The organism is Streptomyces sp. NPDC005791 (assembly GCF_042871485.1).
In the GTDB taxonomy this organism is placed as follows: Bacteria; Actinomycetota; Actinomycetes; order Streptomycetales; family Streptomycetaceae; genus Streptomyces.
Map to the genome: position 1 here is coordinate 270,540 of NZ_JBIAIP010000009.1, position 19,329 is coordinate 289,868.

Below are 19,329 nucleotides of genomic sequence, written 5' to 3' on the forward strand. Positions count from 1 at the left end.
GGCGGCCGCACCGCCGTCAGTCCCGCGGGCGCGCGGTGAACTGCTCCAGGGCCTCCACCACCAGCGCGTGGTCCTCCGCCTGCGGCAGGCCCGAGACGGTGACCGAACCGATCACGCCCGCGCCCTCCACGGCGATCGGGAACGAGCCGCCGTGCGCGGCATACGTGTCCAGGTCCAGCCGCGAGGACTCCTCGAACGTGGTGCCCTTCGCCCGGAAACGCGTACCGACCAGGTAGGAACTCTCGCCGTACCGCTCCACCACCCTGCGCTTACGGTCGATCCAGGCGTCGTTGTCCGCGCTCGAACCCGGCAGCGCGGCATGGAAGAGCTGCTGGCCGCCCCGCCGGATGTCGATCGCGACGGGCGCGTGCCGCTCACGGGCCAGCGCGACCAGCAGGCCGCCCAGCGCGTACGCCTCGTCGTAGCCGAACCGCGGCAGCGTCAGACGCCGCTCCTGCGCGATCAGCTCGGAAATGGTCGGCGCGCCGCTGCTCATGCGTGCTGCTCCTCGTCGTGGTGGGGAAGAAGGGTCACGGACACACCCTCACGGGCCGAACGCCGCGCCGCCTCCAGGACGTCCAGTGCGGCGGCGGCCTGCAAGGCCGTCACCGGGTTCTCACCCTCACCGCGCAGGGCGGCGGTGACGGCGGCGTAGTACGCGGGATAGTCGCCCGGAAGCGTACGCACCGGGTCACCGCCGCCGGTCAGCGGAGACTCACCCGAACCGATCCGGCCCCAGAGCGCCTCCGGCTCCTCGCCCCACGGCACACCCGCCGCCGGACGCGCGCCCTCCCGCAGGGCGGTCTCCTGAGGGTCCAGGCCGTACTTCACATAGCCCGTCTTCGAGCCGAGCACCCGGAAACGCGGTCCGAGCTGCGCCGTGGTCGCGCTCACGTACAGATGCGAGCGCACCCCGTCGGCGTGCGTGATCGCGATGAAGGTGTCGTCGTCGGCCGCCGCACCCGGGCGGCGTACGTCCGACTCCGCGTACACCTGCACCGCGGGGCCGAACAGGGTCAGCGCCTGGTCGACGACATGGCTGCCCAGGTCATACAGCAGGCCGCCGATCTCCTCCGGGTCGCCCGACTCGCGCCAGCCGCCCTTCAGCTGCGGGCGCCACCGCTCGAAGCGGGACTCGAAACGCTGCACCTCACCGAGCTCACCCACCTCGAGCAGACCGGCCAGCGTCAGGAAGTCGTTGTCCCAGCGGCGGTTCTGGAACACCGAGAGCAGCAGCCCGCGCCCGGCGGCGAACGCCGCCAGCTCACGGGCCTCGGCGGCCGTACCGGCGAGCGGCTTGTCCACGACCACCGGCAGACCCGCCTCCAGCGCCGCCTTCGCGAGGGGGACATGGGTCCTGTTCGGCGAGGCGATCACGATCAGGTCCAGCTCGCCCGCACGCGGCCACAGCTCGTCCGGTGAGGCCGCCAGGCGTACACCGGGGAACTCGGCGCGGGCCTGCGCCTGACGCTCCTCGTTCGATGTGACGACCGTGTCGAGGACAAGGCCCTCGGTCGCGGAGATCAGCGGGGCGTGGAAGACGGAACCCGCCAGGCCGTAGCCGACGAGCCCGACGAGGAGAGGAGCGTTGGCAGTCATGCCAACCACTTAAGCAACGCTGTTGCCAAAGTGCAAGCGGTGGAGACAATGGTGGGGTGAACAGGAGTAACAGCAGAAGCGGCGGGGCAAACCTGCCCGCCCTGCGTCACCACAACGCGTCGCTCGTCCTCGACCTGCTGCGCGTGGCCGGTGAGCAGGGCATCAGCCGGCTGGAGCTCGCCGAGCACACCGGACTCACCCCGCAGGCCGTCAGCAAGATCACCGCCCGGCTCCGGACGGAGGGCCTCGCCGCCGAGGCAGGCAGGCTCGCCTCCACGGGCGGCAAGCCCCGCACCGTCCTGCGGCTGGTCCCCGACGCCGGACACGCCGTCGGCCTCCACCTGGACCGCGACGAGCTCACCACCGTCCTGGCCGACCTCGCCGGCACCACGGTCGCGGTCCGCACCGGCCCGCTCGACCTCGGGGCCCCGGCCGCCGAGGTCCTCGCCACGGCGGCCCACGCGGTGCAGGCGGTACTGGCCGACGCACCCCAGGCCCCCCGGACCGCGGCCCGGCAGGTCTTCGGCGTGGGCGTCGCCCTGCCGGGGCCGCTGGACCACCGACACGGGGTGCTGCACCGCGTCACCGGCTTCCCGCAGTGGGACGGCTACCCGCTGCGCGACGCCCTCGCCGAGCACACCGGACTGCCCGTCGTCGTCGACAAGGACACCAACGCCGCCGCCCTCGGCCTCGCCCTGCGCGGACGCACCGGGACGGACTTCGCCTACCTCCACCTGGGTACCGGCCTCGGCGCCGGGCTCGTCCTCGGCGGCGCCCTGCACAGAGGAGCCCGTACCGGCGCCGGAGAATTCGGCCACCAGACCCTCCAGCTGGACGGGCCCCCGTGCGACTGCGGCGGCCGCGGCTGCATCGAGGCGCTCTGCCTCACCGCCGCCGCCCGCGGCGACATCGCCGAGGCGGCCAGGGTCCTGGGAGCGGGCGCCGCCAACCTCGTCGGGCTGCTCGACATCGACCGGGTCGTCCTCGGTGGCCGGGCCGTCGCCGCTCACGAGGACACCTATGTGCGCGGGGTCCGCGCCGTCGTCGAGGAACGCGCCCGGCGGGAAGGCGTCACCACCGCCGTGCCCGTCACCGTGGCCGGCGGTGGTGACCGCCCCGTCGCCGAGGGAGCCGCCCAGCTCGTCCTCGCCCCGCTCTTCGGGCGGGCCGGCGAGGCCGAGGACCGGGTCGAGCAGAGCTGATCGGGCGGATTCCGGAGCCCGGACGGGCGATGTTCACCGGTCGGCGGTGGCCGGCCCCGTGCGCGCGTGGCAGCGTCGTCCGCGGCAGCCGGTGGCCCTACGCGCCGGTCGTTCGCGAGTAGCGAAGGGAGTTCTCTCCGATGGGACCCAAACCCCCCGCACGGCCGCGCGACGGCCGTGTCTTCTCCACTCTCGGGACGTTCGGGCTGGCGGCCGGGTTCGCCGTACCGGCCGTCCTCCTCGCCGGCACGCAGGCAGGTGCCGCGCCGGCGGCCCCCGCCACCACCGCCGTCGTCGCCGACGACCAGCAGCCCACCTGCGGTGAGCCGACCGCCGAGCGCTTCCCGATCGAGACCCGGATCCACGGAGGCCCGGACACCTACGCCTCCGGCGGCGGGTACGGGACCTGGTACCTCGACCTCACCAACACCACCTCCGAGCGGTGCGGGGCCATCCATCCGGTGCTGGTGCTCACCGACGAGGACCGCACACTCACCCCCGCCCGGATCCAGCTGGAATTCTCCGAGCTGTCCGATCCGGACGCACGGCACCGCGTCACCTGGGAGACCACGGAACGGCACGAACAGATCGGTGTCTTCGGCGGCGGCGAGGACGACGACTTCGCCGGCTTCACCGTGCCGGCCGGAGGCACCGTCACCGTCCAGGTCCGGATGGGCTTCACCTCGGACACCGAGCCCGGACGGATCACGGCCAACGCGGCCGTCGTGCAGCGGCTGGCGGCGACGGAGGGCGGCGACGGCGACTGGGTGGGGGAGTCGGAGGACTACACCTTCTCCGTCGTCGAGGGAGACCTCGACGGCGGGACGGACCTGGAACCCACCGGCCCCGGGACCGACGCCGAGGAGGAGAGCGGCACGGGAGCCTCCGAACTGGCCCGCACCGGACAGGAGGACCAGGCGGCCGCGGCCGCGATCGCGTCGGGTGTGCTGCTCGTCGGCGGTGTGGGCGCACTGGCGGGAGCGCGGAGGATCCGCCGCGCACGGGGCTGACCGACAGGGCTTTTGTGAAGGCCCCGTGCGGTTCATGTGCGCCTGCCACGCGCGCGGGACCGAGCGGCGGATGACCACCCGGTGAAGATCAGCTACCTGCGCCCCGACGGTTCCGCCCGGCGGAGCGGGCGGCCTAAAATCAGGGCGTCGGCGCTGCACAACGCGGTGCCGCCGGCGTCCAGCACCTCGAGTGCACAGCGCGTACGGCAGGAGCCCGTCACCATGGCAGAGCGCAAGCCGATCGAATCCTGGCTGACCGACATGGACGGCGTCCTCATCCACGAGGGCACGCCGATCCCCGGGGCCGACGCCTTCATCAAGCGGCTGAGGGATTCCGGACTGCCGTTCCTGGTCCTCACGAACAACTCCATCTACACCGCCCGTGACCTGCACGCGCGCCTCAAGCGCATGGGTCTGGACGTGCCCGTGGAGAACATCTGGACCTCCGCCCTGGCCACCGCCCAGTTCCTCGACGACCAGCGGCCGCGCGGCACGGCGTACGTCATCGGCGAGGCCGGACTCACCACCGCGCTGCACGACATCGGCTACGTCCTCACCGACCACGAGCCCGACTACGTGGTTCTCGGGGAGACTCGGACGTACAGCTTCGAAGCGCTCACCAAGGCGATCCGGCTGATCAACGGAGGCGCCCGCTTCATCTGCACCAACCCCGACGAGACAGGCCCCTCCGCCGAGGGCCCGCTGCCCGCGACGGGTTCGGTCGCCGCGCTGATCACCAAGGCCACCGGGAAGGCACCGTACTTCGCGGGCAAGCCCAACCCGCTGATGATGCGGACCGGACTCAACGCCATCGGCGCCCACTCCGAGACCTCCGCCATGATCGGCGACCGGATGGACACCGACGTGCTCGCCGGCCTGGAAGCGGGGATGCAGACCTTCCTGGTCCTCACCGGCCTGACCACGGAGGCCGACATGGACCGCTACCCCTTCCGGCCCTCCACGGTCGTCGACTCGATCGCGGACCTCGTCGACCTGGTCGACCTGCCCGTGGAGTAACCCGACCGGGCTACAGCGGATGCGGGCTGCCGCCCCACGCGTGAACCTTCCCTCAGGAGGTTTACGATGCGTTCATTGCCCTTCACGTTCTGTGCCGCAGTGGTGGCCGGGACGATAGCCCTTCCCGCGTCCGTCGCACTGGCCGAGTCCGGAGCCGACGCCCCCAGGGACGAGAAGCGTCCGGGAACGGTCTTCGTCGACCCGTCCCGTGTCTCCCCCGGCGAGGAGGTGGAACTCCGCGTCGACGTCTGCGGCAAGGGGAAGTCGGCCCGTGGCAACTCCGAGGCGTTCGCCTCCGAAGCGCGCTTCGAGCCGGCCGGCGGCAAGAGCCTTGTCGCAGAGGCCCGGATCCGCTCGAACGCCGCCCCCGGCGCCTACAAGATCTGGGTGACCTGCAAGGACGGCCACGGCAAGGCCACCGGCACGGTCACCGTCGTCCGCCACGGCCGCCCCTCGCCCGTCGCCCCCGTTCGGGCCGGTGGCGGAGGTACCGCGGTGCTCGCCGAGAAGGCCGCGGCCGATGAGGGCCCCGGCAGCCCGCATGCGGTGATCGGCCTCGGACTGGGTGCCGTCGCGGCCGTCGCCGTCGCTTTCCGCGGCGCTCGCCGCCGCCGTCCGGCGCAGCACTGACATGTCCGCCCCGGACCGTTCCGCCGGAACTGGACGCCTGCTGACCGGCGTCGCCTGGGCCGTACTCCTGCTGGGGCTGTGGCTGTGGGACCGTGCGGCCACCGCCGGCAGCTCGGCCCCGACGACCGGTGACGTCGCGGCGGTCGGACGCCCCCTGGGCGCGCCGCTGCCCCCGGCCCACGATCCGCTCGGCGGCGCCGCACCGCAGCGGGTCGAGATCCCGTCCATCGGCGTCGAGGCGGCCGTCGTACGGCGCGGGCTCGACGAGGACGGGGCGATCGAGCCCCCGCCGTTCGGGACACCGGGCGCGGTCGGCTGGTACGCCGAGGGCGCCGAGCCCGGCACGGAGGGGGCCGCGCTCTTCGTCGGTCATGTCGACACCGAGACGGAGCCCGCCGTGTTCTACGGGCTCAGCGCCGCGCGGCCGGGCGAGAAGGTCAGGGTGAGCCGGTCCGACGGGAAGGTCGCCGAGTTCACCATCGACGACGTCCAGGTCTTCAGCCGGGAACGCTTCGACGCGCAGAAGGCGTACGGGCCGCGCGAGGACGGCCGGGCCGAGCTCCGGCTGATCACCTGCGGCGGTAGGTACGACCACAAGACCCACGCGTACACGGCCAACGTCGTCGTCTCCGCGTATCTGACGGCGGAGAGGAGTCCGGAGCGGAGCCGGGCCTGAGGGTGTCCCGCGCGGGACGACCCGGCCCGGTCGGCGTCCGCTCCCCCTCGGAGCGCCGGCCGGGCCGGTCCTCTACCGCGGTGTCCGGACCGCGGGAGTGGCCCGGGCACGACGCGGGAGGTCGGATCGTTCGTACGGGGACGACGCGTACCCACTGGACGACACTGTAGGCCGACGGCACGTGGCACCCGGCGATTATTTGGCAGGATGTCCGGATCCGGCCGGGGCCCGGATCGCTGTGCCAGGATGGATGCGACCGGCAGTGCATCGGCACAAGGGGGAGTGCATGTACGGCAGTTGCACCGGACGGATGGCGAGCGTGGCAGCCGGGGCGGTCGCGGTCCTGCTGCTGGCCGGGTGTTCCTCGTCGGACGGCGGCTCGTCGGACGAGGGCTCGTCCGGCGGCGGCTCGTCCGGCGATGGATCGTCCGGCGGTGGGGGGAAGGACGCACCGGCCGCCGTCGGCCGGCAGCCCGAGGGCGGCGACCCGTACTGGGTCAACCCCGAGGGCAGGGCCGCGCGGCAGGTCGCCGCGTATGTGAAGGACGGCGAGACGGCGAACGCCGAGCTGATCCGGAAGATAGCGGAGCAGCCCGTGGGGGAGTGGATCAGCCCGGACGATCCGCAGGGGGCCGCGAAGGGTTTCACCGAGGCGGCGGAGCGGGCGGAGCGGGACGCGCTGCTCGTCCTGTACAACATTCCGCACCGGGACTGCGGCCAGTTCTCCAAGGGCGGGGCCGCTGACGGCGACGCCTACCGGACCTGGGTGGACGGTGTCGCCCAGGGCATCGGTGACCGCCGGGCCACGGTGATCCTGGAGCCGGACGCGCTGCTGCACCTGGTCGACGGGTGCACCCCCCAGGAGTTCCACGAGGATCGGTACGACCTGCTCAAGGGCGCGGTGGAGCGCCTGAAGCAGCAGCCGGGAACCACGGTGTACGTGGACGCCGGCAACGCGGGCTGGCAGTCGCCCGACGCGCTGTTCGAGCCCCTGCAGCGGGCGGGGATCGCGGCGGCGGACGGCTTCGCGGTGAATGTGTCCAACTTCCAGACCACGGCGGCGAGTACGGACTTCGGGAAGCAGCTGTCGGCGAAGGTCGGCGGCAAGCCGTTCGTGATCGACACCAGTCGTAACGGCAACGGCCCGTACGACGGCGGCGACCCCGCGGAGAACTGGTGCAACCCGCCGGGACGTGCGCTCGGTGAGTCCCCGACGACGGAGACGGGTGACGCGCTGGTGGACGCCTACCTGTGGATCAAGCGCCCGGGTGAGTCCGACGGTGACTGCAAGGGCGGTCCCAAGGCCGGGGACTGGTGGCCGGAATACGCGTTGGGGCTGGCCCGCGCCACGAAGTAGGCGGGCCGGCCCCCGTGGGTGGAGATCCTAGGGCGTGTTTCGAAAGTCCCGCCTGCCTGGCCCTTCGGGCGGACGGCGCTACTTTCGAAACACGCCCTACGGGATCTCCACCCACATGCCCTCCGACGGTGTGCCGTCGGCATCGGTGACGAAGAGCATGTACCAGCCGGACGGGACCAGGGCCCGGTTCTTCGGGACGGTCACGGTGATGCCGTCGACGGACTTCTTCAGGTCCAGCGCGATCGACCGCTGGTCGGTGTCCGTGACGTGTGTGACCGCGCTCGGGCGCATCAGCTTCGCCGAGGTGATCGACGGGGTGTGCCGGGTCGTGAACACCCCCGTGCCGCCACGGGAGATGCGCTTCGGCCCCGCGGTCAGCTCCGGACGCCCGTCGCGGTACAGATACGGCGGCGTGTAGATCTCGATGCGCTGCTCGAACGTGCCGGGCCGGGTGTTCGCGTCGTCGGCGTACAGCGAGTCGGAGCCGAAGATCATGACCCGGCCGTCGGGGAGGAGTACGGACCCCGAGTGGTAGTTGCGGCCCACCGCAGGGTCCGCGACCCGCTGATAGCTGTCCGACTTCGCGTCGTACAGCCTGGCCTGCAGGACGTTCGAACCGCCGCGCCCCCGGTAGTCGTGGGAACCGCCGGTGACCAGCAGGGAGTCGTCCGGGAGGAGCGAGGCGCTCGGGTAGCGGGTGCCTTCGGCGAGGCCGGCGCCGTCCGTGAAGCGCGGGTCGTCCTCGGTCAGGTCGACCAGCCGTGACTTCTCGCTGGACCTGTCGGACTCACCGACCCCGCCGCCGCCGATCACCAGGTACTTCTCGTCCTGGGCGGGCGACAGTCGTACGGTCGCCGAGGTCTCCATCTTGTCCGGGTCGCTGAGCCCGGGGATCTTCTCGAACGTGTTGGACCCCAGATCCCAGATGCCCGGGTCGCGGCCCACGTCGGCCGGCCCGTAACCGGCGTTGGAGCCGGAGTAGAAGAGCTTGCCGTTGTTCATGAGGAAGACGGCGGGATAGGTGGGGAACCTGCGGACGACGCCGGTGTACTCCCACGTCCTGGTCTCCGGGTCGTAGATCTCGTCCTTGCCCGGCACGATCTGGCCGATCTCGTCCAGCCCGGACAGGGAGAGGACCCTGCCGTCCTCCAGCGTGGTGAGCGTCGGATACCAGCGGGCCTCGTTCATCGGGTCGACGCTGATGTACTTCTCGGCCACCGGGTCGAATTCGTAGGCCTCCCTGATGCCCTGGAAGTCCTTCTTGTCGAGGGCCAGCTTCTGCGCGATCCCGTAGACGTTGCGGCTGTCGGCGCCGGTGAGCCCCGGGATCCGGTAGTTGTCCTCGGTGCCCGTCTCGTACTTCGTCCCGGACTTCTTCGCCTCGACGTAGATCCTGCCGAGCCCCGGTTCGTTCCGCAGGAACGCGCCGGTCCTCTTGTCGAAGACCTTGGTGGCCTTCTCCACCAGCACCGGGTCCTTGGAGCTGTACGTCCTGCCGTTGTCCCGGCCGGTGAAGGTGGTGCCCGCGGGCAGGGTGATCGGCTTGTCCGGGTTCTCGTTGTGGACGATCATCAGGCCGCCGGCCTTGGTGACGTCGCCTTCGAGCTTCTCGTACCGTTTCGTGCCTCCGGCTATCAGGAGCTTCCCGTCGGGCAGCTGGGTGTGCCCGGCGCAGAACATGTCCTTCGGTGTGGAGATGTTCTTGTAGGTGTTCTCCCGCGGGTCCCACAGCACCGACCGGAAGCTCTTCGCGTCGAAGTTCTTCTGGCTGTTGCCGGAGCCCGCGACGAGCAGCACCTTGCCGGTGTGCAGCAGCGCGGCGTGGATCGTGTTGATCCGGAATTCCGACGGGACGTCGAGGAAGTCCCAGTGGCCGTTCCTGGCTTTGTATTCCGGCTGGTTGACGGCGTACTCGTGGTAGCGCTCGGTGCTGAAGCGGTACAGCCACGGTCCGTTGGCCCCCGCGAGCGCCAGGACGACCGCCGTACCGATCGCCAGGCGGCGGGTACGGCGGCTCGGACGGTACTTCATCGGTTACGTCCCCCAAGGGCGATCTGCAGGGTGTCTTCGTGGCCCGCCCACGAGGGTGCGGGCTGATGCTCGGGCTCGGGCGCCGGTGCGGCGGGCGGCCCGTCGCGGCGCTTCCTCCGCTCGGCGCGGACCGTGTACCGCCAGCCGATGACGGGCGCGGCGGTGATCAGCAGTGCCAGGCAGGCCCAGGTGAGCATCGCCGGGTGGCTGTGGCCGAGGACGAACGACGCGGCGATCGAACCGCCGAAGACCAGGATGAAGAACAGGTGGATACGGAAGGTGCCGAAGAGCGTGTCCGGGCTGGACGAGTCGCCCTTGGGCGTCACCACGAACGAGCTCTTGCGGCGCAGTACCGCGTCCATCAGCGAGCGGGCGTAGACGGGTGCGGAGAGCGCGGACATCGCCATACCGGCGAGACCGCCTGAGCCCTCGGGCTCGTGCGGTGAGACGTTGTGGCGGCGGTTCCAGACGTAGAGGCCGATCTGGAGCGCCGAGGCGTTGCCGTACAGCATCATCCAGATCACCGGGTCGATCTGGACACCGGAGGCTCCCATGCCGAGGAACAGGGCGCAGCTGAGGGCGGCGAGGATCCAGTTCAGGGCGGACATCGGATAGAAGATGATCATCATCGTGTAGTTGAAGAGCTTGCCCGCGGGGAGCGAGAACCAGCCCTTCCAGTACTGCTTGAGGATCGTCTCGTACGTGCCCCGGGACCAGCGCAGCTGCTGGGTGAAGAAGTCGGTCCACGCGGTCGGTCCCTCGCCGACGGCCAGGACGTCGGGGGTGTAGACCGAGCGCCACTTCCTGCCGGTGAGCGGGTTGCGGTGGCGGTGGATCTCGAAGCCGGTGGCCATGTCCTCGGTGATCGAGTCGTAGAGGCCGCCGATCTGCTGGAGGGCCGAGATGCGCACGGCGTTGCTCGTGCCGACGAACATCGGTGCGCCGTAGCGGTTGCCCGCGCGCTGGATCAGTGCGTGGAAGAGGAACTGCTGGGACTCGGCGGCCTTCGTGACGAAGGTGTCGTAGTTGCCGTAGACCTGCGGGCCGATGACGAAGCCGATGTCCGGGTCGCGGAAGTAGCCGAGCATCCGCTCCAGGTAGTTGGGCAGCGGGACGTGGTCGGTGTCGACGGAGGCGAAGAAGTCGTACGCGTCACCGTGCGCGTCGAGCCAGGCGTTGTAGTTGCCGTGCTTGGTCCTCGCCCGGTGCGGGCCCTTCGCCTGGTTCCAGCGGGCGACGCCCTTGCGGGAGAAGTGGTGCACACCGAGCCGGGCGCAGACCTCCTTCACGGCGGGGTCGTCGCCCTCGTCGAGGAGCCAGACGTGCATCAGTCCGCGGTGCCGGATGCGTACGGCGGCCTCCAGCGTCTTCGTCACCATCTCCAGGGGCTCCTTGCCCGGGACGAAGGAGGTGAGGAAGGCGACCTTCGTGCCGCTCTCCGGAATGACGGGTACCGGGTCGCGGGCCACCAGCGTGGCGTGCGCGTTCGACAGGACGTTCAGGGTGCGGAAGAGCTCGATGAGGCCGATCGCCACCAGCATCACCACGTCGAGGACGAGCAGGGTGTCGTTCCTGAGGTTCGGATCGCGTTCCGTCCAGTGCTCCGGCTGCATGAGCCATGCGAACAGGCCCAGTGACACGAGCGGCGCGGCGCCCAGCAGCAGTGCCGCGCGTACGCGGTGGGTCTCCTGCGAGAGCAGCGAGCGGTAGCGCACGCGGTACGGCTCGTCGGGGCCGGGCTGGGTCAGAGGCCCGGCGAGCCGGCTGTAGTGCTCGTAGTCGTAGCGCGGCAGCGCCTGCTTCTGCCGCCTCTGCCTCCCGGCGCGCGGCCGCGGAGACAGCCGTAGCTGGACCGTCCGGGCAGGGTCGTTGTGCTGCCGGTCGCCTGACGGCGTCGACGTCATGGTCATCCCCCCGCACGCAGGGCCACCCTGCGTGAATTCTGCTGTGCGTACGTCGGCGGGGTCCCCACCCCGCTCGTAGCCGGTCCCTCTTCCCCCGGGCCGGGGTCCCGTGGATCCTCCGGCCGACACGGGTCAGGTTGTCCGATTCGTGCCATGAACGCAAGGGTGAAACGGGCTATTTATCAGCCATACACGCCATTTAAGGGAATACCGTTAAGGAGGCGCACAGGAGTGACGAAAGGCGCACGGGGGCGCCTTCGCGCCGGGAGCATGCGAAAGGCCCCCTTCACCTGTGGTGAAGGGGGCCTTTCGTGTGCGTGCGCCGTCAGGGACTCGAACCCCGGACCCGCTGATTAAGAGTCAGCTGCTCTAACCAACTGAGCTAACGGCGCCTGCTGACCTGGACAACTTTACCCGACGCGGGGAGGTGCTCCTGACCAATCCCTCTCTCGCGCGGCCTGTCGGATGGTCGTTTTTTCCCTTTAGTCAGTCACTATGAGCTATGCCGGGAAAGTTGCGATACGGAAGATCTGGACGACTGCCGAGAGGAAGAGGAGTCGCATGACTGTGCCGGTCTTCGAGGAGTACGAACCCGCTGCCGACTGCGGCTGTCCGGGCTGCGCCCGACGACGTCGTACGGCTGCCGCGCTGCCCGTCCGCTACGGCGGGCACCCCGCGGCGCACGGTGCGCGGCGGGCGCTGGTACTCGTCACCGCGGCAGGGGTGGTCCTGTCCTGCGGGGCCGGCCAGGCCGCCGCCACCGCTGCCGGGCGCGACGCCCGGGCCGGCACGGTGGCCGACCCCCAGCCGGGCACCCCGCAAGGCACGGTGGGTCCTTTGGACGACGGCGGCCCCCCGGAGCCGCCAGGCCCCACGGACTCGGCGCAGCGCACGACGACCCGGGCCGACATCATCACCCGCGCCAGGAAGTGGGTGACGGCGAAGGTCCCGTACGACATGGCGGCGTACTGGTCGGACGGCTACCGGCAGGACTGCTCCGGGTTCGTGTCGATGGCCTGGGACCTCGGCAGCAACGAGTGGACCGGCAGTCTCGCCACCTTCGGCACGAAGATCGCCCGGGCGGACCTGCAGCCCGGCGACATCCTCCTCTTCCACAACCCGGCCGACCCCGCGGTGGGGTCGCACGTCACGGTCTTCGGCGGCTGGACCGACGACACGCACAGTCACTACCTCGCGTACGAGCAGGCTCGTCCGCACACGCGCAAGGCGACGACGCCGATGGCGTACTGGAGCAACTCCTCGCAGTACGTGGCCTACCGCTACAAGGGCGTCGTCAGCGGGGCGAGCGGCAGCGGCTCGGACACCGAGCTCCCCGGGGTCGGGGAGTTCGGACCCGGTGCGGACAACGCGCACGTCACCCTGCTCGGGCAGCTGCTCATCGCCCAGGGCGGCGAGCGCTTCTACGCACAGGGCGCGGGGCCGCGCTGGAGTGACGCGGACCGGCGGGCGACACGGGCCTTCCAGCTGGCGCAGGGGTGGAAGGGCAGGGACGCGGACGGCATTCCCGGCCCCGACACCAGGGACCTGCTGGTCAAGGGGAGCGGGCACCCGATCCCCGCCGCCGGGCCGGGTGGGGTCATGACGTACCCGGGGGAGAGCCACTTCCGCCCCGGGCGGTCCGGCGCCCACGTCCAGCGGCTCGGTGACCGGCTGGTGGAGAAGGGATACGGCGCGCACTACGTGACGGGCCCCGGCCCGCACTGGACGGAGACCTACCGCCGCAACGTCGAGGCGTTCCAGCGTGCCCAGGGCTGGAGCGGGAGGGCGGCCGACGGATATCCGGGGCCGGAGACATGGCGACGGCTCTTCGCGTGACGGCTGAGGTGACGGAACGGACATGACGGAGGCGGGAATGCGAATGACGGAGAACGTACGGGGCGAGTGGGACGAGCTGGGCGCGCGGGACACGCGAGTGCTCCTGCCCGGGCCCGGTGTGGGGGACCCGGGGCCGCCGGTGGCGGATCCGGAACCGGAGAAGGAGCCCGCCGTGCCCGCGGTGGCGGCGCCCGCGGTGGCGGCGCCCGGGGTGGAGGTGTCCGCCGTGGAGCTGGAGGACGACATCCCGGCGGACCTGTGGCCGGCGATGGACGCGGTGGCCGTGGTGGGCCCGACCGCCCCGGCCGCCGGTGGGGGCCTGGTCGACCTGGACCTGGACCTGGGTCTGTCGCCGGAGCCGGAGGGCCTGCACTTTTCGCCGGAGCCGGAGCCGGAGCCGGAGGACCCGCACCTGTGGCCGGAGCCGGAGCCGGAGCCGGAGCCCGACCCGGAGGACCTGCACCTGTGGCCGGAGCCGGAAGACCTGGACCCGGGTCCGGCGCGTGCTCCGGCAGCGCTGCGTCCGGACCTGCGGTCCACCCCGGAGCCGGCCCAGGAGGCCGTCGCCGGCGTACTCCCGGAGGCGAAGCACGTTCCGGCGGGCCGGAGGGCCAGGCCCGGGGACGGGCCGCCGGACCTCCGGAAGTCCCTCCCGGGCGGGAGCCGGCCGGCCGACCCCGACGTGGAGCGCCCCCTGGCGGCGCTCCACGTCGGGGCCGTGGACCCGGTCGCCTGGTCGAAGGCCGGTCGGAGGCAGCCCGTCGTCGCCACCGAGAACACCGCCCCCGCCCCCGTGCACCTGCTCTTCCGCGACGACGACGACCACGACCACGACCACGGCCACGGCGACCACGACCACGGCGACCACGACTCCGGCGACGGCCACGACGGCGAGGCCGTCGGCACGGACGCCACCGCCGCCGGGGCCGGCGTCGTGCGGCGGCCCACCGACCGCCGTCCGTCCCTGCCGCCCTCCCCCCGGGTGCAGAGCCCCACCCGGCCCGCCCCCCTCGCCGACCCCCGGCTCACCGAGCGGCCCGGCCCCGCACTGCCGGGGTGGTCGGCGCTGTGCACCACGGCGACGGCGGCGGTCGCCGCACTCGCCGTGCTGGGGTGGCACGGCGTGCTGCCCGCCTCCCTGACCGGCCGCTTCGGACTCGGTGCGCGTCCGTACGACGGCGTCGGCATCGGCGCCTGGGCGCTGCTCACGCTGCTGGCGGCCGTGGCACTGTTCGCGCTCTGCGGTCTCGGGCGGGGCCGTGTCGGACACGTCTCGGTGCTGACGCTCTTCGGTGACTACCGGGGCAGCGTCCGCCGTACCGGTCTCCTGTGGATCTCGCCCCTCCTGCGGCGCCGCCGGATCGACGTACGCCTGCGGCACTGGCGCAGTGAGTCGCTGCCCGCCGTGGACGCGAACGGTACCGCTCTGCGGGCCGTGGTCCTCGTCGTCTGGAGGGTGAAGGACACCGCGCGGGCGACGCTCGGTGTCGCGGACCACGAGCGGTATCTGTGCGACCAGGTGGAGGCGGCGCTGGCGCGGGTGCTCTCGCAGCTGCCCGCCGACGCCTTCCACGAGGACGCCCGCACCCTGCGCGACGCGGAGGCGGTGGGCGACGCGCTGACCCGGATGGTGCGGGCGGACTGCGCGCCGGTGGGCATCGAGGTGTACTCCGCGCAGCCGACCGCGATCGAGTACGCCCCCGAGGTCGCGGCGGCGATGCAGCGGTGCCGGGTGGCCGCCATCGACGCGAAGCACCGCGACGGAGTCCTGACCTCGGTGGTCGACGCGGTGGACGACACGGTCGGCCGGCTGACCGCGCGCGGCATCGTCGAGCTCGACGCCTACGAACACAAGGCCTTGGTCAGGGATCTGACCGTGGCGTTCTACGTGGGCCGGAGCGGTGGGGAAACGGTCTGAGCGCTTCCGCTCGTAGGGGAGCACGCGCCGAAACGCGATGCACATTGGTCTGGACATGTTCATGCTCTGTCAATAATCTGGACTTGGTCTAGACCGCACAGTGAGGCGCGCGCAGCACAGCTCGGTTCATCCCCAGAACACCCCCCCACGTTCTCGAGGAGCGACACAGCATGCGGAAAAGGGCAAGCGCGGCCGTCATCGGCCTGGCGATAGCGGGCGTCTCCATGTTCGCGACCAGCAGCGCCAGCAGCCACGGCTACACGGACTCACCCATCAGCCGGCAGAAGCTCTGCGCCAACGGCACCGTCACCGGCTGCGGCAACATCCAGTGGGAACCGCAGAGCGTCGAGGGCCCCAAGGGCTTCCCGGCGGCAGGACCGGCGGACGGCAAGATCTGCTCCGGCGGTAACAGCACCTTCGCTCAGCTCGACGACCCGCGCGGCGGCAACTGGCCCGCCACCCAGGTCACCGCGGGGCAGGGCTACAGCTTCCGCTGGCAGTTCACCGCCCGGCACTCCACGAGCGACTTCCGCTACTACATCACCAAGAACGGCTGGGACTCCACCAAGCCGCTCACCAGGGCCGCCCTGGAGTCGCAGCCCTTCATGACGGTGCCGTACGGGAACCAGCAGCCGCCGGCCACCCTCACGCACCAGGGCAGCATGCCCACCCAGAAGTCCGGGAAGCACGTCATCCTGGCCGTCTGGAACGTCGCGGACACCACCAACGCGTTCTACGCGTGCTCCGACGTGAAGTTCTGATTCGCGGCACAACGCACTGTGGGTGGTCTCCCCGGAGGGAGACCACCCACAGTGGTGTCTGTGCGCCGTCAGGGACTCGAACCCCGGACCCGCTGATTAAGAGTCAGCTGCTCTAACCAACTGAGCTAACGGCGCCTGCTGACTCGAAAATAATACCTGGTGCTCAGGGGTGCTGATGACACCCGCCCGGCGGGCGGGTGCCGTCCGCGCGTTGCCCGGGCCGCAGCGCCGGGCCGAGTGCGTCGCAGCTCACAGCGCCAGCGACAGGAGAACCGGTGCCGCGCGCCGGTTCAGCGTGGCCGCCGCGGCGCGCAGCCGGTGCGCGTGCTCGATCGGCAGGGACAGGGCCAGGCACCCCGCCGACGAGCCCGCCGTCAGCGGGACGGCGGCGCACACCGTGCCCACGGCGTACTCCTGCAGATCCAGTACCGGCACCGTCGCCGGCTGGCTGTCCAGCTTCGAGAACAGCACCTTCTCGCTGGTGATCGTCCGCGAGGTGAGCCGGGCGATCCGGTGCCGGGCCAGGTGGTCGCGGCGGCCGTTCTGGTCCAGCTGGGTCAGCAGGCACTTGCCGATCGCGCTGGCGTGCGCCGCCGAGCGGAAGTCGACCCACTCGTTGACGGCGGGCGTACGGGGCCCGTCGGCCACCTGCGTCACCCGGATCTCCCCGTCGACGTACCGGCTGACATAGACCGCCGCGCCGACCGAGTCCCGCAGCTGCACCAGCGACTGCTGGAGCCTCGCCTCCACGGCCCGCCTGCGGGCGGCGCCGGAGCCGAGCTCCAGGAGCGAGGTGCCGATGACGTAGGCGCCGTCGGCGACCTGCTCGATGTATCCCTCGCGGCGCAGCATCAACAGGAGGGGTGCGAGGTGGCCGGACGGCAGCCCCGTCTCGCGGGCGATCCGGGCGTCGGTCACCCCGCTGTCGTGGGTGGACACTGATTCGAGGACACGCAGGGCGTACTGGACCGAATGGAACGGCGCCTTCGGCTCGGGCTTCAACGCCACGGTTCCCCCTTCAGGGCATCTGCCAGGTCGTGACCGTACGCTCCTGACCCACGATAGTCGCCAAGTGGCCGATTCGGAGGGGCTGTCGGGGAGTCGGCGGTGCGCCCCGGCTCCGGGGACCGGGGCGCCGCCGGTCGGCACATGCCTAGGTCATGGGCGTGATGTCGGCGGTGAGGTCAGAGCACCGCGTCGAGGAACGCGCGCGTACGTTCGTGTTCGGGGTCGGTGAACATCTTCTCCGGTGGACCGGACTCCACGACCCGTCCCGCATCGAACATCAGAACCTTTTTCGAGACGTCGCGGGCGAAGTTCATCTCGTGGGTCACACAGAGCATCGTGATGTCGGTGTTCCGCGCGATGTCGCCGAGGAGCTCCAGCACGCCCGCCACCAGCTCCGGGTCCAGCGCCGACGTCACCTCGTCGAGCAGCAGGATCTCCGGCTGCATCGCCAGCGCGCGGGCGATGGCGACGCGCTGCTGCTGGCCGCCGGAGAGCTGGGAGGGGTGGGCGTCGACCTTGCCGGAGAGCCCGACCAGGTCGAGCAGTTCGCGGGCCCGTGCCTCCGCCACGTCGCGGTCCGTCCCCAGCACGTTGACCGGCGCCTCGGTGATGTTCTGCAGGACCTTCATGTTCGGGAAGAGATTGAACTGCTGGAAGACCATCCCGATCTTCTTCCGGGACGCGCGCAGCTCCTTCTCGCCCGCGGGCTTCAGTGAGCCGTCCGGCTTGCGCACGTGCGACAGCGGCGAGCCGTCCACCCAGATCACGCCGTCGCTGACCTTCTCCAGCGTCATCAGCAGCCGCAGGATGGTGGTCTTCCCCGAGCCGCTCGGTCCGATCAGGGTGACGTGTTCACCACGCCGCACGGTGAAGTCCAGCTCGTCCAGGACCACATGGTCGCCGTACCGCTTGACGACCTTGTCGAAGCGGACCAACGGCTCCACTCCGACCGCCTCGGTGCTGAGTGCGGCGTCCGCGGGCTCCTTCAGGGGGGCAGAGTCAGTGGCCAAGGCGCTTCTCCAGCTTTCTCATCAGCAGCGAGGTGGGGTAGCTCGCGACCAGGAAGACCAGGCCGGCGAGCGTGAAAGCCTCGGTGTACGCGAAGTGGTCGGCTCCGTACTTCCGGGCCTCGAAGACCATTTCCTGCACGGTGATCACGGCGAGGAACGGGGTCTCCTTGAACATCGAGATGGCGTAGTTACCGAGGGCGGGCAGCACGTTGCGCACCGCCTGCGGCAGGATCACCGCCTGCCAGGTCCGCCGCGGAGACATCGAGAGGGCCCGGCAGGCTTCCCACTGGCCCCTGGGTACGCCGTCGATGCCGGCCCGGTACACCTCGGAGGTGTAGGTGGCGTAGTGGACGCCGAGCACGACGATGCCGATGGTCAGCGGTTCCACCGAGGTGAAGACGGCTGCCGCACCGACCAGTTGGACCAGCAGCGGGGTGGAGCGGATGAACTCCATCACGGCCTTCACGGGCACCGTCACGAAGCGGGACGGTGCCCGCCCGGCCACGGCGATCGCCAGACCGAGTACGGCGGCCACGAGCGTGCCCAGCACCGTCGCGAGCAGGGTGACGCGGAATCCTTCGAGCAGCAGGGGGAGCGCTTCCCCGACGGCATCCCAGTCGAACGTGGTCACCGGGCACCTCCGGCCGTCGGGGCGGGGGCCGCGCTGCGTGTCCTCAGCAGGCTTCCCCCGCCGGTGTGCAGGCCGAGCCGTCGCTTGGCGGTCCGTTCCAGCAGGTTCATCAGCAGGGTCAGCGCATAGGCGAGGACGAAGTAGACGGCCAGCAGCGTCAGGTAGGCGGTCAGGCTCTCACCCGTGCGGTCGCGGATCGTCTGGATCACGGTCATCAGGTCGGCGGCGGAGAGCAGCCACAGCAGCGGCGTGCACTTCAGCAGCTGGATCAGCAGGTTGGTGAAGGACGGGATCATCTGGACCCAGGCCTGCGGAAGGATCACCTTCCGCATCCGGTGGAAGGGCGTCATGTTCAGTGCCACCGCCGCCTCGTACTGGGCGCGCGGCACGGAATTGATCGCCCCCCGCACGACCTCGGAGCCGTACGCGCCGTAGTTCAGGCCGAAGGCGACGACGCCGCAGAGGACCGGCGTCAGTTCGTAGCCCGTCAGCTGCGGCATCGCGTAGTACAGCCAGAACAACTGGATGTAGAGCGAGGTGCCGCGGAAGAACTCCACGACGGTGCGGGAGACCCCGCGCACCAGGAGCAGTCTACTGCCGGCCGCCAAACCGAGGGCGAACGACAGGAGCAGAGCGAGCAGGGAGCCCAGGACGGTGGCCTGGACCGTCACCCACAGACCTGCTCTGACCTGGGGAAACTCATCGAGGAGTGTGGAGAAGAAGTCACTCATACGGTAGG

At 70.9% G+C, this 19,329-nt stretch carries 17 protein-coding genes and 2 tRNA genes; 9 read left to right on the forward strand and 10 right to left on the reverse strand.

Features of this window, described 5'->3' with window-relative positions:
- Positions 1–16 precede the first annotated feature (16 nt).
- Positions 17–496 carry a heme-degrading domain-containing protein gene (locus tag ACFYSH_RS19740; protein WP_359464470.1) on the reverse strand — a complete coding sequence of 160 codons (480 nt, stop codon included), beginning with the start codon at positions 494–496 and terminating at the stop codon, positions 17–19.
- A complete protein-coding gene (locus ACFYSH_RS19745; RefSeq protein ID WP_359464469.1) occupies positions 493–1,599 on the reverse strand; it encodes a Gfo/Idh/MocA family oxidoreductase in 1,107 nt (368 codons plus the stop codon). The genes ACFYSH_RS19740 and ACFYSH_RS19745 overlap by 4 nt, the downstream gene beginning before the upstream one ends.
- 56 nt (positions 1,600–1,655) lie before the next feature.
- Here ACFYSH_RS19745 and ACFYSH_RS19750 point away from each other — a divergent pair, with 56 nt between their 5' ends.
- The 6 genes from ACFYSH_RS19750 to ACFYSH_RS19775 all read left to right on the forward strand — a co-directional run bounded on the left by ACFYSH_RS19750 (position 1,656) and on the right by ACFYSH_RS19775 (position 7,491).
- Positions 1,656–2,801 carry an ROK family transcriptional regulator gene (locus ACFYSH_RS19750; protein WP_359464467.1) on the forward strand — a complete coding sequence of 382 codons (1,146 nt, stop codon included), beginning with the start codon at positions 1,656–1,658 and terminating at the stop codon, positions 2,799–2,801.
- Between the two features lie 140 nt (positions 2,802–2,941).
- Positions 2,942–3,811, forward strand: a complete 870-nt coding sequence (locus ACFYSH_RS19755; protein ID WP_359464464.1) for a hypothetical protein — start codon at positions 2,942–2,944, stop codon at positions 3,809–3,811.
- Between the two features lie 222 nt (positions 3,812–4,033).
- The gene (locus tag ACFYSH_RS19760) at positions 4,034–4,828 is read left to right on the forward strand and encodes an HAD-IIA family hydrolase (protein WP_359464461.1); all 795 of its coding nucleotides are present in this window, start codon (positions 4,034–4,036) and stop codon (positions 4,826–4,828) included.
- Positions 4,829–4,894: 66 nt separating this feature from the next.
- Positions 4,895–5,458, forward strand: coding sequence for a hypothetical protein (locus ACFYSH_RS19765; protein ID WP_388754060.1), 564 nt, complete (start codon positions 4,895–4,897; stop codon positions 5,456–5,458).
- 1 nt (position 5,459) lies between these two features.
- Positions 5,460–6,134 (forward strand): class F sortase, encoded by a 675-nt coding sequence (locus tag ACFYSH_RS19770; protein ID WP_359464458.1) that lies wholly within the window; start codon positions 5,460–5,462, stop codon positions 6,132–6,134.
- Positions 6,135–6,420: 286 nt separating this feature from the next.
- Positions 6,421–7,491 carry a glycoside hydrolase family 6 protein gene (locus ACFYSH_RS19775; protein ID WP_388754063.1) on the forward strand — a complete coding sequence of 357 codons (1,071 nt, stop codon included), beginning with the start codon at positions 6,421–6,423 and terminating at the stop codon, positions 7,489–7,491.
- 96 nt (positions 7,492–7,587) lie between these two features.
- On the opposite strand, the gene ACFYSH_RS19780 is transcribed toward ACFYSH_RS19775, so the two are convergent.
- The 3 genes from ACFYSH_RS19780 to ACFYSH_RS19790 form a co-directional block, all read right to left on the reverse strand.
- Positions 7,588–9,522, reverse strand: coding sequence for a galactose oxidase-like domain-containing protein (locus ACFYSH_RS19780; RefSeq protein WP_388754066.1), 1,935 nt, complete (start codon positions 9,520–9,522; stop codon positions 7,588–7,590).
- Positions 9,519–11,426 (reverse strand): cellulose synthase catalytic subunit, encoded by a 1,908-nt coding sequence (locus ACFYSH_RS19785; RefSeq protein WP_359464451.1) that lies wholly within the window; start codon positions 11,424–11,426, stop codon positions 9,519–9,521. The genes ACFYSH_RS19780 and ACFYSH_RS19785 overlap by 4 nt, the downstream gene beginning before the upstream one ends.
- Before the next feature lie 318 nt (positions 11,427–11,744).
- Positions 11,745–11,818: transfer RNA gene (locus tag ACFYSH_RS19790), tRNA-Lys, on the reverse strand.
- A gap of 169 nt (positions 11,819–11,987) precedes the next feature.
- On the opposite strand from ACFYSH_RS19790, the gene ACFYSH_RS19795 reads away from it, so the two are divergent.
- The 3 genes from ACFYSH_RS19795 to ACFYSH_RS19805 all read left to right on the forward strand — a co-directional run bounded on the left by ACFYSH_RS19795 (position 11,988) and on the right by ACFYSH_RS19805 (position 15,941).
- Positions 11,988–13,262, forward strand: a complete 1,275-nt coding sequence (locus tag ACFYSH_RS19795) for a peptidoglycan-binding protein (protein WP_359464449.1) — start codon at positions 11,988–11,990, stop codon at positions 13,260–13,262.
- 43 nt (positions 13,263–13,305) lie between these two features.
- Positions 13,306–15,180, forward strand: coding sequence for an SPFH domain-containing protein (locus ACFYSH_RS19800; RefSeq protein ID WP_388754070.1), 1,875 nt, complete (start codon positions 13,306–13,308; stop codon positions 15,178–15,180).
- A 170-nt stretch (positions 15,181–15,350) separates the two neighbouring features.
- Positions 15,351–15,941, forward strand: coding sequence for a lytic polysaccharide monooxygenase (locus ACFYSH_RS19805; protein WP_359464444.1), 591 nt, complete (start codon positions 15,351–15,353; stop codon positions 15,939–15,941).
- 61 nt (positions 15,942–16,002) lie between these two features.
- Here the strand turns inward: ACFYSH_RS19805 and ACFYSH_RS19810 are convergent.
- From ACFYSH_RS19810 to ehuC, 5 genes are all read right to left on the reverse strand, one after another.
- Positions 16,003–16,076 (reverse strand) — tRNA-Lys (locus tag ACFYSH_RS19810).
- Positions 16,077–16,190: 114 nt separating this feature from the next.
- Positions 16,191–16,949, reverse strand: coding sequence for an IclR family transcriptional regulator C-terminal domain-containing protein (locus ACFYSH_RS19815; protein ID WP_359464442.1), 759 nt, complete (start codon positions 16,947–16,949; stop codon positions 16,191–16,193).
- A gap of 176 nt (positions 16,950–17,125) precedes the next feature.
- Entirely contained in the window at positions 17,126–17,959 is an 834-nt protein-coding gene (gene ehuA, locus ACFYSH_RS19820) for an ectoine/hydroxyectoine ABC transporter ATP-binding protein EhuA (protein ID WP_388754075.1), read from the reverse strand.
- Positions 17,949–18,590 (reverse strand): ectoine/hydroxyectoine ABC transporter permease subunit EhuD, encoded by a 642-nt coding sequence (gene ehuD / locus ACFYSH_RS19825; protein ID WP_359464440.1) that lies wholly within the window; start codon positions 18,588–18,590, stop codon positions 17,949–17,951. Before ehuD ends, ehuA begins: the two co-directional genes overlap by 11 nt.
- Positions 18,587–19,321: an ectoine/hydroxyectoine ABC transporter permease subunit EhuC gene (gene ehuC / locus ACFYSH_RS19830; RefSeq protein WP_359464436.1), complete on the reverse strand. Its 735-nt coding sequence runs from the start codon at positions 19,319–19,321 to the stop codon at positions 18,587–18,589. The genes ehuD and ehuC overlap by 4 nt, the downstream gene beginning before the upstream one ends.
- Positions 19,322–19,329: the final 8 nt, after the last annotated feature.

Excerpts from the sequence above, each read along its gene's own strand:
- ACFYSH_RS19770 (WP_359464458.1), top strand. The coding sequence starts at position 5,460 with ATGTCCGCCCCGGACCGTTCCGCCGGAACTGGACGCCTGCTGACCGGC.
- ACFYSH_RS19775 (WP_388754063.1), top strand. The coding sequence starts at position 6,421 with ATGTACGGCAGTTGCACCGGACGGATGGCGAGCGTGGCAGCCGGGGCG.
- ACFYSH_RS19745 (WP_359464469.1), bottom strand. The coding sequence starts at position 1,599 with ATGACTGCCAACGCTCCTCTCCTCGTCGGGCTCGTCGGCTACGGCCTG.
- ACFYSH_RS19805 (WP_359464444.1), top strand. The coding sequence starts at position 15,351 with ATGCGGAAAAGGGCAAGCGCGGCCGTCATCGGCCTGGCGATAGCGGGC.
- ACFYSH_RS19800 (WP_388754070.1), top strand. The coding sequence starts at position 13,306 with ATGACGGAGAACGTACGGGGCGAGTGGGACGAGCTGGGCGCGCGGGAC.
- ACFYSH_RS19760 (WP_359464461.1), top strand. The coding sequence starts at position 4,034 with ATGGCAGAGCGCAAGCCGATCGAATCCTGGCTGACCGACATGGACGGC.
- ACFYSH_RS19755 (WP_359464464.1), top strand. The coding sequence starts at position 2,942 with ATGGGACCCAAACCCCCCGCACGGCCGCGCGACGGCCGTGTCTTCTCC.
- ACFYSH_RS19795 (WP_359464449.1), top strand. The coding sequence starts at position 11,988 with ATGACTGTGCCGGTCTTCGAGGAGTACGAACCCGCTGCCGACTGCGGC.
- ACFYSH_RS19765 (WP_388754060.1), top strand. The coding sequence starts at position 4,895 with ATGCGTTCATTGCCCTTCACGTTCTGTGCCGCAGTGGTGGCCGGGACG.
- ACFYSH_RS19780 (WP_388754066.1), bottom strand. The coding sequence starts at position 9,522 with ATGAAGTACCGTCCGAGCCGCCGTACCCGCCGCCTGGCGATCGGTACG.
- ACFYSH_RS19740 (WP_359464470.1), bottom strand. The coding sequence starts at position 496 with ATGAGCAGCGGCGCGCCGACCATTTCCGAGCTGATCGCGCAGGAGCGG.
- ACFYSH_RS19785 (WP_359464451.1), bottom strand. The coding sequence starts at position 11,426 with ATGACGTCGACGCCGTCAGGCGACCGGCAGCACAACGACCCTGCCCGG.
- ehuC (WP_359464436.1), bottom strand. The coding sequence starts at position 19,321 with ATGAGTGACTTCTTCTCCACACTCCTCGATGAGTTTCCCCAGGTCAGA.